The organism is Legionella saoudiensis (genome assembly GCF_001465875.1).
GTDB classification, from domain to species: Bacteria; Pseudomonadota; Gammaproteobacteria; order Legionellales; family Legionellaceae; genus Legionella; species Legionella saoudiensis.
Window position 1 is genome coordinate 66,780 of the sequence record NZ_LN901324.1, and the last position, 15,969, is coordinate 82,748.

The window sequence follows — 15,969 nt, forward strand, 5'->3', positions numbered from 1 at the left end:
ATATCTTACATAAAAAATGAGTTTTTGGCGCAGTGTTCTTTTAGAAAAATTCGCTATACTGTATTTGTTTGGCGCGGCTGGAATCTTGGCTGGAAATTAACCTGCAAAAGATTGCAGCTGTCGCACAAACACGAATCCGTACGTCCTTTCTTACCATTATTTATACATCGCTCTTTGACTAGGTCTTAAGTTAATACCTGGCAATCAGGCTATACTCAGGACAGAGACAACCATTTAAATATGAAATGTTGTTTCACTTTGCGGCGTTAAAAAATGAGAATTAAGCCCAGCACTAGCAAATAAATTCGTGTTAACAGGTTCGGTTTCGAGAGTAGACGTTACTTGATGGCGATGTCCTAACCGTAACATTACTGAGGGTGAATCATTCTTCAGACCAAGATCTTCAACAGAGGGGTTGTTTGCAACCGTAGCCACTATGTCTTGTTGTTTAAAACGATATAAGTTGCTTAAAACTACGGTGGTTTCAAGTACCATTAAGGCAATACCTACTGGCGGAGCTAAAGTAAAACCTACCGCAACAAATAATCCAGATGCCACTAAAGTAATCGTCGAATTATAAGTTAAGCTGATAAAATAGTTTTGAATAATATTTTGCTTTCCTTTTTGAGCCACATCAAACGCTGTGGCAATAGGGAATAATAAGCCTTCCTGAACTACGATTCCGGCATATTGTTTTGCACTGTTATCACCAATCTTTGACTCCACTGCAATTCCTATATGAGCTCCAGCAATGGCCGCTGCATCATTGGCTGCATCCCCAATCATAGCAACTTTATATCCTTTATCTTTTAAACGTTGAATATAGCTAAGTTTAGATATTTCATGATCTTTGGTGGACACCCCAACTGTATTGGCGCAAATATTTTCTTTGGAAATACCTAATAATACAGCATATCGTTCTGCGGTTTCCTGATCTGCACCTGTACAAATATGCACGCTTTTACCAAGATGCTTTAATTGCTTAATGGTGGCAATTGCATCCTCCCGCAAAGGATCCATTAGGGAGATTTGCCCTATGACAGTATTGCCGCGTACGATATAGGTAGAGCCATTTTTAGGATTATTATAGGGCTCATTAATTTGCATAATGTCATTTGCTAGAAGCATGTCCTTATTACCAATAATAAACCGTTCACCGTTGATTAAGGCTTTTATACCTGAGTGATGGTTTTTATCGATGTCGGTTATTTCCAGATGTTCATCGCTAACGTCTTCTTGGCTAAGAATATAATCGGCAATAGTTTTTGCTGCGGGATGATCTGCCTTGCTTTCTAGTAATGCGATATGAGCTAATAGCCTTTTATCACTAATTTGTAGAGCTTGTACCTGCATTTTACCTTGGGTCAGAGTGCCATTTAAATCAAAAACAACCGTATCAATATCCGCTGCGGCTTGTAATGCGGCGCCATTGCTAAATTGAATACCTTGTTCTGCGGCTTTGTTCATGCCGATTTTAACTGCCATGGGGGTAATTAAGCTCAAGGCACAAGGACATGCACTAACCAGAACGGAAATAACGCATTGTATTGCAGGTGCGATACCAAATAATGAACTAATAGCCACGCCCGATATCGTAGCAATTATGAGTAAGCCAGGAATAAAATAATCCAATATCTTATTTGCAATTAATTCAATAGGAGCTTTTTCTTCATCGGCTCTCTTTATTTCTTTAGCCATTAAAGACAGATAAGATTTTTTATAGGTTGCAGTAACACGCATTTCTAAGGACGGAATATGATCTGCTAAACGCATGCCTGATTGCACTATTGCCCCTGCTTTAAACATTTTAAGTTCAGAAGAACCATTGATTCGAGTTGTGTAAAGCAAAGCATCTGTAGTTAATACGCCATCAACAGGAATTATATCGCCTTTTTGAATAGTAATAAGATTATCAGGTACTAATTTTTTAACGGAGATTTTTTTATCGACTTCACCTCTTAATAATACTTTTGAGGGAATACAATCGCGAACATCTAATTTTTTATTAATTTGATCAATTAAGGTATGTTCGATACCTTCTCCTAAGTGCCAAAAGCCTAAAACTAGAGGAGCAGCTTCAAACATCATCGGTAAACCAGGAACCATGGTACTGGCGAGCGATACAATAAGAATACTTAAGGTGCTAATGGAGTATAAAGTGGTCATATCCCATTTGTTTTGGCGAAATGACTGCCAGGCAGACTGGTAAACGCTATGTCCTAAGTACAAGGTCATTAACGAAGTCAGTCCGGTCAGGGCATAGTAGGCGGTAATGGGAATGCTAAAGCCTCCAACCGATAAGACCAATAAACCTACTCCCCAAAGCAGGCCTAAGGTTGCTTTAAGCCAATGGTTTTCATGGTGGTGAGCATGATGATGGTGATCGTGGCTATGGCCATGATGATGACTATGGCTGTGGTGGCTATGCGCATGGTGCATTTTATTTTTCTTTTGTTTACTCATATGATCACTTAGTAGGCGGTTAGGGGTAAATGAAGTCATATCAATGTTGAAAGTGTTATAGTATAACATTTTGGTGTTGAAGGACAAGAAACATTGAATAATTTTTAGTTTAAAAGTAATTTTTGCGGCAAGATTTATACGTAGGACGTAGGTCTACTGTTAAAAAAAATATTTATTGGCATGGCTAGTTGTTTGTAATCAGTACTTTCTTAAGGGAGGGAAAACCTGGCCGCAAGCAACTAATGGCACTTAAGCTCAAGCATGAAATGTAGGCTGGTGCTAAGCATCGCGAAGCCCAGCATGGATGTGGCATTGAGCCTGGGCGCTGGGCTTCGTTGCACTCAGCGCCAGCCTACGCAAATCCCTTAGCTGAGGGCCATTAGTCGTAAGCAACTAGGCTGCCATCTGATTTTCATTATTTTGAAATTAACTTAATTAGATCCGTAACGGCAGTATTTAGAGCAATCTGTTGTGTTTCACCTGTTGCACGAGATTTATATTCCACACAGTTTTGCTCAATGTTTCGCTCACTGACTACTAGACGATGAGGTATACCAATTAAATCATGATCGGCAAACAGGGCGCCTGCGCGCTCGTTACGATCATCCAGTAATACCTCAATTCCGGCATTGCTAAGTTGTTGGTACAAAGCCTCAGCCTGCTCTTTAACCACTTGAGATTTATGACCATTCAAAGGAATGATAACGATGTGGAATGGGGCAATATTTTGGGGCCAGATGATACCATGTTCATCATGGTGTTGTTCGATTGCCGCAGCAACAACACGAGTAATCCCTAAACCATAACAGCCCATTAACATGGTTTCTAATTGGCCTTGCTCATTAATTACAGAAGCATTCATAGCTTTCGCGTATTTATCGCCTAATTGGAATACATGGCCAACCTCAATACCACGACAAGAGTGTAATGTACCTTGGCCATCTGGGCTTGGATCACCTTCTTTCACATTTCGTAAGTCGTAGGCTTGATAATTCGTAATGTCTTTATCCCAAGCGGCATGTTGGTAATGCTTATCTGCTTGGTTAGCACCACAAACAAATTCATCCATAGCAAGCGCATGGTGATCAGCAATTACCGGGATGGATAAACCAATAGGTCCTAGAGAACCAGTCGGAGCATTTAGGGTCTTTAGGATTTTTTCTTCATCAATAAATTGTAACGGAGAAGCAATAAGCGGGTGTTTCGTTGCTTTTACTTCGTTAAGCTCATCATCGCCACGTAAAACCAAAGCAACCATCGGATGCTCTTTGCCGCGGACAATTAATGTTTTAATCATCTCGTTGCTTGAAATATTTAAAAATTTGGATACTTCAGCAATGGTTTTTTGTTTGGGTGTATCAACTAATTCCATTTTTTTAGTTGTAGGATTCGTGGATTTTTCAGGTTTGAGGCTAATGGCTTGCTCTATATTAGCAGCATAATTGCTGACGTCACTATAGAAAATCAAGTCTTCGCCTGAATCAGCCAGCACTTGGAACTCATGAGAAGCAGAGCCGCCTATAGCGCCTGTATCAGCTTCTACTGCTCGATATTTTAAACCCATACGATTAAAAATACGACAATAAGCATCATACATATCTTGATAGGTTTTTTGTAGGCTTTCGATGCCTAAGTGAAAGGAGTAAGCATCTTTCATAATAAATTCACGAGCACGCATTACACCAAAGCGGGGTCTGATTTCATCACGGAATTTGGTTTGAATTTGATAAAAATTTGCAGGCAATTGCTTATAAGACTGCAGCTCATTACGCATAATATCAGTAATTACTTCTTCATGCGTGGGCCCATAACAATACTCTCTATTGTTAGAATCTTTCATGGTGAGTAATTGTCCACCAAAAGTTTCCCAACGTCCGGTTTCTTGCCAAAGCTCAGCGGGTTGTACCGAGGGCATAAGCACTTCCATCGCATTGGTGCGATTCATTTCTTCACGAACGATTTGCTCTATTTTACGCAATACTCTAAGTCCTAGAGGCATCCAAGTATAAAGGCCTGAGCCCAGTTTACGGATCATCCCTGTTCTCAACATCAACTGATGAGAAACGATTTCAGCATCGTTAGGAGTTTCTTTTAGAGTAACTAAAAACCATTGTGACGCACGCATTTCTGCTCCTGAAGTAATTTCGTAAATTCAGGCATTATATACCCAAGAAATGTCAAAATACTATTAAACCAAGGCATAAGGACTACTGTTTTTCTTGATTTTTAAGGGGAGTTACTGGAGTATTCGTTTTTTTGATACTGTCTCAATGAAAATTTTAGATTCAGTTTTATTGAGATGTTGCGCTTAAAAGGATGTACTATGATAAATTCTTCAATGAGTATTTATTATGCCCCTAATAATTACCGGTCTTTAACGCGCGTTGCGGGTAATACTATTGCTAATGATGGATTGCTAAAGGCATTAGCTAACTATGGTGCTCGCTCTACAATATCTCCTTATATAGCACAGGCTCATTTTTTTGACGAATTTAAGAATAGCTATGCGACAGGCACTTCCACTAAAACTTTTTACCCTATTACACAGGGTGATATTCCTGCGTTAAAAAAATCTGGCCTCTACATGCAGCCGGATGTTCTGATTAGTAAAATGATTTGGTCGCGGGCATTTATGAGTCCTGATTCATTTAGTATTTGTGGTCTAGTACATGCCCTAGCGGGTATGGATACTGCTGAAGAGGTTGCGCAATTAGTGCAGGCTCCTTTACAGGAGTGGGATGCAATAATTTGTACTTCTAATGCAGCCAAACGCGTGATGGAGAACTTATTTGCGCAATGGCATGATTACCTGCGAGCACGTTACAAAGAGCCTATAAAAACTAGCTTACAGTTACCTATCCTTCCTTTAGGTATTCATCCGGAAGCTGTATCTGCTCCAGAGCTCCATGAAGTGCATCGCAACAATTTTCGTAGACGATATGATATTGCCGAGCAGGATTATGTGGTGCTCTTTATGGGTCGTTTGTTTTTTTATGAAAAAGCACATCCTATACCTATGTACTTGGCACTGGAGGCTTTGGCCCAACGTATAGGCTCTCAAAGTCGTGTTCATTTTGTGCAGGCAGGGTGGTTTGATAAAGAAGAACATAAAATCCATTATCAAGAAGCAGCTCGCTTATTCTCTCCTTCAGTGAAGGTACACTTTATTAATGATTTGGATACAGAGGCAAAGAAAAAAGCCATTTGGCCTGGAGCTGATGTATTTATGTCTTTATCCGATAATATTCAGGAAAGTTTTGGGATAACCCCTTTAGAAGCTATGGCGAATAAACTACCCGTGGTTGTTTCTGATTGGGATGGTTATCGAGATACTGTTCGTCATAGAGTAGATGGTTTTCTTATCCCTACTGTTTTGCCCCCATCGGGTTGCGGAGCGGATCTCAGCTTGGGCTATTTATCGAAAGGAATTAATTGGTGGACTTATGCGGGATTAACTGCACAAATGGCTGCTGTTGACATAGGTGCTTGTGTGAATGCGCTGTGGCAACTGTATTTAAATCCCGAATTGAGACAACAAATGGGGGCTGCTGGATACAGACGTATTCAGGAAGATTTCCATTGGAATAAGGTCTTACCTCGTTATGATGCGTTGTGGGACGAACTTTCTGCAAGACGACATGCGGCAACAAATAATGATAAAACAGCGATAGCTGCTCCTCCAATGCTTGCAGATCCTTTCCATACTTTTTCAGGTCATGCCAGTGCTGTACTAAAGCCTAATTATTATTTTAAACCTGGTGAGACTTCAATTGCACAATTGGATATTTTACTATCAAATCCTTTAGGGGGTATAGGCGCACAGCAAATTGTGCCTGTCGCATATTTGCAGCAAATTGTTACTGCTGTGCAGCATAAAACAATGAGCACACAGGATGTTGTAGATTTTATTGCTGCTTTGGATAGAACCATTTCTTCAGGAATTGTTGTGCGGAGTCTAACCTATTTACTTAAGTATGATTTTATAAGAATAAACTAGGCTGACTTACAATAGCTACCATTGCGAACAATGAAGCAACCCAGTATTAAGTTATGGATTGCTTCATCACCATCCGCAATAGTTCGTATTTGCATACGATCAGGAACGCTTAGGGTGCAATATTGCTTGTAGTACCATTAGTACCATCAGTTCCAGGTGCTCCTGGGGTGCCATCTATGCCGCTCGGAGAGCCACCTGCTCCAGCCGTGCCAGCTGTGCCTGCAGTTCCTCCAGAAGTTGCGGTAAGCGTTTCGTTAAAGGTTGCGCTAATAGTTCCACTATTAGATTGTATGCCATAAGCATTACCACCATTACCACCATTGCCTGCGTTACCACCATTGCCTCCATTTCCGCCGGGGCTAGTTGTGCCTCCAGCTCCACCATCACCTCCATTGCCACCGGCACCTGCGGTACCCGCATTAAAAGAGCCACTTAACGTGATGGCATTGGTTGATATAGATGAGGTATTATTGATTGAAATACCTAGTGCACTACCGCCAGAGCCACCGTTGCCAGCATTGCCTCCATTTCCTCCTGGCCCAGAGGCAAAGGTATAAGCTGGCTGGCCAATAGCACCATTACCTCCAGATGCGCCATTACCTGCATTAATTGCTCCATTAATATTTAGTGTATTAATTGAGATAGAGGAAACTGAATTTAGTGCGAGCCCGCCAGCAAAACCTCCGTTGCCCCCATTGCCCCCGTTACCCCCATTACCTGCGTCATTTGCAGAACCGGTCTGCCCTACGTTGCCATTACCACCTAGATTACCGTTTCCACCTAATATATTAGAAATGGTAACCTGGTTCATAGTAATTAGATTGCTGTTGTTGATGGAAATTCCCCAGGCATCACCGCCATTACCACCATTAGCACCTGAGCCCCCATCACTGGAGCTACCACTGGTAGGACCGCCTAAACCACCATTACCGCCTAAACCGCCGTTACCCCCAGCAATATCTGTTATTGTGACGTTGTTAATCAGTACATTGGATGAGTTAGTGATAAAGATACCATAGGCAGCAGTCCCATCGTTTCCGGCAGTTCCATTATTGCCTGGCGAACTAAAATCACCTTGTGCTCCATCAGCGCCATTAGCGCCATTAGCCCCTGTATAGCTATAAATACTGAGGTTATTGAGTGTAATATTCTGCCCTGAGACAACGACGCCAGCGTTTTGACTGGTTCCTGCACCAGTAATATTGAAGTTAGTTAATTCATTATTTCCTGGTAAGTAGAGGCTACCTACTAAAGTGGGCCGTGCATTTCCACATAAAGAGGGAACGGTTGTATTATTGTAAGTGAAGGTTCCACCTGAACCGATAAGCTTCGTATTTGGTCCTATGTTTAATTGCCCACCTAAATCATAAGTGTAACCGGAAGCGTTATTGCAATTGCACACATAAACGTAGTTATTGGTATTTCCGCCTGAATTGGCTGCGGTTATTGCCTCTTGAATCGTGCCATAAGGTGTTTCAAAGGTGCCGTTACCCGAAGTTGATTGCCCGGCAACAAAATAAAAGTTTTCCACAGAAGTAAACGGTATACTGTATTTACTGGTGTAGGTAAATACATTGCGACGTCTTACAGAGTAATCGGTCATACGCTGATCAGCGGTTAAAGGCTCCGTACCTTCAGGGCTGCCGATGCTCATTCTCACCCCAACGGCAAAGAAGTTACCTTGATATCTATCATAGCCATCACTTAGGGTAAAGGTAAAATGATTATTATAACGGTATTCAAAGCGTCCATAACCGCCATTTATATTTTTACGATCATTACCTATGCCATTGCGATAGTATCCTGCAAAGCCTCGAAGTTTTGGAATCCATGGCACTACGCGCCCAACTTCAATATCGGCCCCACCTTCTGCATGCTCATAAGTTGTCGTTTGAATACCTAATAATTTGTTTCCTCGGAAGCTAAACCCTTCAGAACGACTACTCACAAATTTATTTCTTCTACTGGTAGGTTGATAGAAATGTGCTCGTCCCTCCCAAATGGTTCCGAAGATTTCTGTACCTAAAGTCAATTGAGTAAACATATTATGGTAATTAGTACGATAACGTCCCATAAGGGCATAACCACCAACTACATATTCATTGTTGAGTATAATTTGACGATAACCAAGGCCGATATCGCCGCCTGTTTCATGATGAGTACCTGCAAAAGCCCCATTAATATAAAACATTTTTTCTGCATCGCCAGAAAAAGGGAGAAGCGCATCGTAATAATCTTGAAGGCCATGACCACCTTGGATATTTAACGTTTGTCGTGGCTTCCAGGGCCCACCGAAAGCCCATATTGAACTCATCGGATTTACAGCGGTAGCGATCATAATGCTGGTTAAAACTAAAGAGGGTACAGGTTTAGATATTCTTCTTCTAGGGTACTGCATTGACAATCCTTGTAAAAATCGAAATTCTCTACTTTGACTACAAAGGGAAATTTTATAATGCATTTCCACTGATATTACTAGCTTTTTTATAAAAATGTTTTTTATAAATTCTCTTACCTTCCGCCTCGCTCTGTACTATGATATTGCGTTTGTAAAAAAATGTGTGAAGGATACACCGATGAAAAAATGGTTATTTGTATTTTTATTTATCTATCAAGCCGTAGCGTTTTCAGAATCTGCAGGGAAAGTTTTATTTACTAGCAAAGAAGTCATCGCTAAACGAAATAATCAACAACGAACATTAACGCGCGGATCTGCGTTTTTTGAAGGAGATACGATTAGCACGAGGGATGGTGCACTTGCCCAGCTTCAATATTCCAATGGAACTTTAGTCTCATTACAACCTAACACTGAATATTCTGTAGTTTCCTATCATAAAGCAGCTGCTGTTGGTAATTCAGCCCACTTAGCAAAAGGGGGATTGGAATCGTCAACTGCAACTTCTGATGCAAAAAGAAAATCGCTTTTGAGTACTCCTTTAGTTGCTTTAGCAATTGCAGGAACCAAGTATCGAGCTGCCATATTTTGTAATACCACGAAGTGTAAAAAATTTGCAATTCAAGTTACCGAGGGATTAGTGATTGTTGATAATCGTTATCCTCTCGGCCCAGGTCAGCAACAAAGTAGTGCCATCTATAATGCAAATACCAAGCAAATTACCTACGGCCCCATTAATTGGTCTGCCAATGGTTGGGTAGATTTCCCCTCATCTCAGGCTGGAAATGGTCCGGACTTTATTGATCCAAGTACATTAACGCAAGTTGTGAATGCAACAATTACTAATTCTGCGACGCATACTGTGACAACTACAATCCTACCAATAGTAGGTTCAGGCGCTTGCCCTTGTTGTTAGTTATCGTATTTTTTAAAAATTAATTGGTAAAGTATTACAGGAATTACGAATGAATGGAGTTATGATGAAAAAGCAGGCGTTATTTATCTCTCTGTTGTTGGCTCAGTCTATTGCCACTGCAAACCAACAGCAAGTACAAGCGCCTAATGTTTCCAGATATAGTGTGAACGGTGTTTATGCTTATAACGATTTTAATTTTAATTCGACTACTCTTACAGGCGGATTTAATCGTTATAAAGGGCATGCAAATTTTTATAGTGTAGGTGGTAATAATGTTAGATTAAATGAGTATTTTTCAGCAGGGCTTTCTGCTTACTGGATTAATACGAGCTTGAATTCGAAATTGTTACTACCTGGATTTTCTTATTCTAATACTAATCAGTCCATTACGAATAATAGCATTTATGGTCATGTACTCACGCATATTAAGCCTAGCTTCTTTGTCGATGTTGCTGGAGGTTATGGCCAAAATACCGGGCATTTTCGCACTAGTGTACAATTTCCCGGAATGAGAACAAATTATGCTACCGGCAATAATCGTGGCAATAATTGGTTTATTAGTGGAGCAGCTTTATATAGTAAACAGTTGAATAATTTTAGTCTGAATGCCAATGTGGGCGTTTTACATATGGAAGTAAATCAACGTCCTTATAATCTTGATTTTGCCAATTTTATTGCGACCCAGTTTGTTGATAAACTTCGTACTGATGCAACCTTTATTTTGGAAAATGCGGAAATAGGCTATCAAGCAACGCCAATGATTCAACCTTTTGTTAATGGTGGTTTATTACAGGTAGCAAACTTTAATAATAACCAACGTGGTGTACCGGTTGAATTTGTAGGACCTGTTCCTGGACTTAATTTGGATAAGAATGGGTATAAAGTGGGTGGGGGAGTGAACCTATCTTACAAGCAATACTCACTTCGTGTTGAACAGCAGTATTTTAAACGCGGAAGTATTTATAGCAGTAACCAGACTACGGTTTCCTTAACCGCTAATTTTGCATAAGTAAAACGTGTTTGCCTCTCAATAGCCTAATTATATAGTCTTAGATTATTGAGAGGCGCGTCATCCTTCGTTATAACTCCTCAGGATGATGTACCTTCGCATCTTTTAGCACTTTAGCGATTTTAGATGCTAGATGAGTATTCTTTTCACCGCCTAATTGTGTCAGCTCTTTGGCATAATCACTATAGTGTACAACACCACTTTGAACATTATAAATTGCACCAACAACTGCTACATCATCTTTTTCAATCATGTCTTGTAGCGTTGGGCTATGCTCATATATATTTTGTAACGTATTCGCTACGTTAAGCTCAGTAACATGTTTCACAAAATGAGTATTTTGACCATCTCGTTCGGATTTAGTTTCGGTTTCGGCATTAATAGCGGGTTTTATTTTTGCCAGTAATTGTGTGATGTGCCCTTGCTCTACACCATTACACGCCGATTGGATTGCGCCGCAACGAGTGTGTCCTAAAACAACGATTAGTTTTACACCAACAACATTACAGGCATATTCGATGCTTGCTAAGACATCTTCATTAACCACGTTACCTGCTACGCGCACACAGAAAATATCACCAAAAGTCATATCAAAAATCGTTTCCACAGGTACTCTGGAATCAATACACCCTAATACAATAGCAATGGGATGTTGTTCTTTTGCTGTATATTGGACATCAAGATGAGTTAATCTGTGAATGCGCTCATCAGCTAAAAAGCGACTATTTCCTTCATTTAAAATGCGAAGTACTTGAGCCGGAGAGAGGTTAGATTGTACATCGTAAGTGGTGACATTAATAAAGTTAATGTAATTATGAATCTTATAATGCTCTTTGAACCCGGTGAAGTTTATTGATATTTGTTTTAGAGGTGCTTGCTCCTCTTTAAATTCTTTCAATAATTCAGAAATTTCTTTATCAATATATTGGGTATAATGAGCATCAATGATCAACTGAGAACCATTAGGTATTGAGTCAAGTTCTGCAATTAGCGTCGATTTATTGAGGAACGTTACTTGCTGTGGTAGAACAAGTCGGCTGGTTACTCCCTTAGGATAAATTTCTTTAATAATATCAATACGAGCTTGGCTATTTGATTTTAATATGTAAAACAAACTCACAGCCAAACCGATTAAAATACCTACTAGAAGATTAAAGGCAATAATCCCAATTACTGTGGCGATAAATGGAATAAAACGATCGCTTCCTTGAGCGTAAATTGAACGATAAATGGCAGGCTTATTTAATTTATATCCCGTATACATAAGAATTGCTGCTAATGAGGATAGAGGGATTTTGTTAAGTGTTCCTGGAATTAACATTACAGCAAAAAGAATAAATAACCCATGTAAAATAATGGACATTTTTGTTCTTGAACCGGCTTGAATGTTAATAGAGGTTCGTACAATAACGGAGGTAATGGGGATACCACCAAGTAGACCTGCCGTCACATTTCCTACACCCTGAGCTACTAATTCGCGGTTAGGGGAGGCGTGGCGTTTTTGTTTATCCAGACGCTCTCCGGCTTTAAAATTAAGTAAAGTTTCCAGTGATGCAACAATAGCAATAATAACCGCATAAACATAAACCTGTGCATTATTCCATGCTGCCCAGTTTGGATGTATTAATTTACTAATAAAGTCAGAAATGCTTTCACTATGGGGAATATTCACCAGTTGAGGCGTATCTTGCATTAATTCGGAGTCAGCCCACATATAAATTTCATTTAAGAGCACTCCTAGAATTACCACAATAATTGGGGCGGGTATTTCTTTAAGTACTTTATTTTTGGTTTTATCAAAATAAATTAAAATAGTTAAAGAACAGAGTGTAATTATCATTGCCCCGGTATTAATATGGTTATATAAGGCAAGTAGAGGGCTTAAGGTAATAACATCGGTAGTTTCCAATAAGTGGGTTTTTAGTTCATTAAAATCGCTTGAGTGAGTAAATGCTAAGGGTAGCTCTTTAATAATTAATAAAATACCGATAGCGCAAAGTAAGCCTTGCACCACATTGGAGGGAACATAATCTGCTACAAAGCCGGCTTTTAGGCTGCCGATAATTATTTGCAGCATGCCTGCAAGCAGCAAGGCAAGTAAAAATGAGTTAAAGTCACCTATATGCGCAACAGCAGTGACGACAACGGCTGCCATCCCGGCCGCGGGGCCACTTACGCTGACTTGTGAGCCACTTAATGCGCCCACAATAATTCCACCCACTACTCCACTTATAATGCCTGAAAATAGGGGGGCTCCAGAAGCAAGAGCAATTCCTAAGCAAAGGGGAATCGCTACTAGAAAGACGACTATCCCGGCGACTAAATCAAACTTGAGATAGCGCTTGCTGTAGATTCGAAATTTTCGAACATCAAACATCGTTTCTGCTTGCATCAGATAGTATCCTTTAAAAATTATTTACTCTATTTTTCCTTCAATCTTTACCTAATTTATAGGTTCTGCCATTTTAGACTAAAGTGTAAGCGATTAAAACATAAATGTTACAGAAATGTAACTATTATGTAACCAGTTTGTTAAGATAGAAGCGATTAATTTTAAATAAATATGCAGTGCCCATTCTCCCCGATTATGTTGGATGGAATAGGTATGGCCTTGAACATAGTTAAGGGATAAATAAATAGAAAGCAAGTAACTAGTGGCACTTAAGAGAACCCTCTCCCGCGTCCAACAGCATACCCTATTTTGAGATGTTGCGCGGGAGCCTTTTCTCTTAGCCTGGCGACTATTAAGGCTCTTAGGGAAGCGCTATAGTTGCAAGCAGCAGGCTACATAGAGGGGCGTTTAAGATTCTTCCGTAGCGAATTCTTCTGAAGAAAAAAGTTCATCCGCTTCGTTCCTATTCTCAGTAATCAATTCATGCTCAAGATTTTTAAAGTTCCACATGCTTTGATCCATAAGCTGGCTTGGTTTAATGCTTTGTAATGCATGCAAAATATTGCTTGGAACTTTGGGGTTTTCCTCGGCAAGCTGGTCAATTAAACGCGCTACTTTTTTACGCATCAAATTTTCTTGTGAGCCACAAAGGTTACAGGGGATGATTGGAAATTCCTGCTCATTAGCAAAAGTAATGATATCTTTTTCTTGCACATAACTTAATGGACGAATAACAATGTGCTTTTTATTATCGCTTAACAACTTAGGCGGCATTGAGCGAACATCACCATTATATAAAATAGACATCATTAGAGTACGAATTAAATCATCACGATGGTGGCCTAATGCAATTTTATTATAACCATTTTCCTCGGCATAACGATAAATAATACCGCGGCGCAAGCGTGAGCATAAAGAGCAATAGGTTTTTCCCTCGGGGACCTTTTCTTTCACGATACTGTAAGTATCACGTGTTAAAATTTCATGTTTAATGGAGCGATCAGCAAGCCATTGACGAAGAGTTGAATCATCCCAGCCTGGTTGCGCTTGATCTAACGTAAACGAAAACAGCTCAAATTTATTACCTGAACGACGGCGTAAGTGATCAAGAATAGTTAACAGCGTGAAGGAATCCTTGCCTCCTGATAAACAGACCATTACGCGGTCACCGCGTTGGATCATATTAAAATCTGCAATGGCCTTGCCAGTATAGTGCAGTAGCTTTTTTTCTACTTGAGACGGATTGGACATGATAAAACCTTTATTTGCTTGTCTTGTTGGCTAAATTAGTGTTAACACGCATTGTTGCCAGCCATGAATTGACGAGTTGCAGATCATTAACATTTAATGAACCGGCCAAGTATTTTAAAGTCAAAACAGAATTAATCAAGTTGTATTGATCATTTGCTAATTGCTGTTGCGCTTCGAATAAACGTTGTTGTGCGTTTACTACGTCAACCATAGTACGTGTACCTACTTCAAATTGAGCTTCAGTACTTTCTAAGGAGTTTTGCTGCGAGATAATGGTTTGTCTGTCTGCTTTTACTTTGCTAATCCCATCAATAATCGTGTTGAAGGCAATACGGCTATTCACCACCACATTACGATAAGCTTGTTCCATTTGCTCGCTACTTCCTTGGAAGTTATGCTGTGCTTGGCGTGTTTGGGAACGAACTAATCCTCCTTGGAAAACAGGGAAGTTTAATGCCAAGGCTACATTTGCTTGTTTCTGGCTTTTGGGAAGTAGGGGATTACTATCAGAACCAGGAACCTGGTTAAAGGTTTGAGTACTATTCCCCTGTAAAGCAATAGTAGGCCAGTTACCTGCAGAAAGTGCTTTAACATTTTCTCTTGCCACTTCCAGGTTATATTTTGCTGCAAATAATTTATAATTTTGCTTTAAACCGGTATCAACCCAAACGTTAACGTTATTCGGCTCTGGTTTTATCAAAGGAATTTTACCATCACGCAAAGGCGCTAATGCTTCATAGACGTGGTTGGTTAATTTTCTTAAATTTTCGTACTGATTTATTTTATTATTACGAGAGGCAATAACCGTAGCTATCGATTGATCATAAGCGGCTTTAGCTTCGTAAACTGAGGTAATTGCATCCAGACCTACTTGAAAACGTTGCTGGGCCTGCTCATATTGACGTTTGTTCGCTCTTTTTTTCGCTTCGGCAAATTCTAAAGTGTCTTGCGCATAAAGGACATCGAAATAGGCTTTTGCAGTGCGCAAAATTAAGTCCTGGGCGGCATCGTTAAATGTGGCTTGAGCAGCTTTCACATAGGCTTTAGCCTGACGTACTTTCGCCCATGATGCATAATTAAATAATGCCTGCGATGCGGTCACTTGCCAGGTTCCTGAATTATAATATTGTGAATTAGCTCCGCCAAAGGCAGGAGAATTATATTCAAAATAATTACGATTTGCTTGACTAGAAAGAGAGAGCTGTGGGAGTAATGCGGCTCGAGCCTGAGGAATTGCTTCTGCGTTGGCCATGTACGTATCATAGGCATTCTTGAAAATTGGATCATTTGCAAGAGCCTGTTGATACACATCCATTAAGTCTGTTGCATAGGCAAATGAAGACAGTCCCATGGTTATGAGAGAGCAGAACAGCAGCTTTTTCATTATAAGATTCACCCTAAAAATACAGAGTCCGTCTTCCTGCGGCTTTGTGTTGATAATTGTTCTTTGATCACCCACTAACATTTAATTAAGGTGCATTGCCATTCCCATGCAGGCAGGAATGACAAATAATGCCTTATCTAAATAGTCAGCATATTCATTTTT

The 15,969-nt window shown here is 40.0% G+C and carries 9 protein-coding genes; 3 read left to right on the forward strand and 6 right to left on the reverse strand.

Translation table 11 applies throughout. The features are described from left to right. Window positions 1–234: 234 nt before the first annotated feature. The gene (locus BN3124_RS09395) at window positions 235–2,439 is read right to left on the reverse strand and encodes a heavy metal translocating P-type ATPase (protein ID WP_230849159.1); all 2,205 of its coding nucleotides are present in this window, start codon (window positions 2,437–2,439) and stop codon (window positions 235–237) included. Window positions 2,440–2,878: 439 nt separating this feature from the next. Next, window positions 2,879–4,588, reverse strand: a complete 1,710-nt coding sequence (locus BN3124_RS09400) for a proline--tRNA ligase (protein ID WP_058534554.1) — start codon at window positions 4,586–4,588, stop codon at window positions 2,879–2,881. A 198-nt stretch (window positions 4,589–4,786) separates the two neighbouring features. On the opposite strand from BN3124_RS09400, the gene BN3124_RS09405 reads away from it, so the two are divergent. Further along, the gene (locus tag BN3124_RS09405) at window positions 4,787–6,460 is read left to right on the forward strand and encodes a glycosyltransferase family 4 protein (protein WP_058534555.1); all 1,674 of its coding nucleotides are present in this window, start codon (window positions 4,787–4,789) and stop codon (window positions 6,458–6,460) included. Between the two features lie 109 nt (window positions 6,461–6,569). On the opposite strand, the gene BN3124_RS09410 is transcribed toward BN3124_RS09405, so the two are convergent. After that, the gene (locus tag BN3124_RS09410; protein WP_058534556.1) at window positions 6,570–8,858 is read right to left on the reverse strand and encodes an inverse autotransporter beta domain-containing protein; all 2,289 of its coding nucleotides are present in this window, start codon (window positions 8,856–8,858) and stop codon (window positions 6,570–6,572) included. Between the two features lie 178 nt (window positions 8,859–9,036). Here BN3124_RS09410 and BN3124_RS09415 point away from each other — a divergent pair, with 178 nt between their 5' ends. Together BN3124_RS09415 and BN3124_RS09420 are read left to right on the forward strand one after the other, a co-directional pair. Continuing rightward, a complete protein-coding gene (locus tag BN3124_RS09415; protein ID WP_058534557.1) occupies window positions 9,037–9,771 on the forward strand; it encodes a FecR family protein in 735 nt (244 codons plus the stop codon). A 49-nt stretch (window positions 9,772–9,820) separates the two neighbouring features. After that, window positions 9,821–10,780, forward strand: a complete 960-nt coding sequence (locus BN3124_RS09420) for an autotransporter outer membrane beta-barrel domain-containing protein (RefSeq protein ID WP_149865241.1) — start codon at window positions 9,821–9,823, stop codon at window positions 10,778–10,780. 70 nt (window positions 10,781–10,850) lie between these two features. On the opposite strand, the gene BN3124_RS09425 is transcribed toward BN3124_RS09420, so the two are convergent. The 3 genes from BN3124_RS09425 to BN3124_RS09435 all read right to left on the reverse strand — a co-directional run bounded on the left by BN3124_RS09425 (window position 10,851) and on the right by BN3124_RS09435 (window position 15,807). Continuing rightward, a complete protein-coding gene (locus BN3124_RS09425) occupies window positions 10,851–13,172 on the reverse strand; it encodes a bifunctional SulP family inorganic anion transporter/carbonic anhydrase (RefSeq protein WP_058534559.1) in 2,322 nt (773 codons plus the stop codon). Between the two features lie 408 nt (window positions 13,173–13,580). Beyond that, window positions 13,581–14,423 (reverse strand): tRNA 2-thiocytidine(32) synthetase TtcA, encoded by an 843-nt coding sequence (ttcA, locus tag BN3124_RS09430; protein WP_058534560.1) that lies wholly within the window; start codon window positions 14,421–14,423, stop codon window positions 13,581–13,583. 10 nt (window positions 14,424–14,433) lie between these two features. Further along, entirely contained in the window at window positions 14,434–15,807 is a 1,374-nt protein-coding gene (locus tag BN3124_RS09435; RefSeq protein ID WP_058534561.1) for a TolC family outer membrane protein, read from the reverse strand. Between the last annotated feature and the right edge of the window lie 162 nt (window positions 15,808–15,969).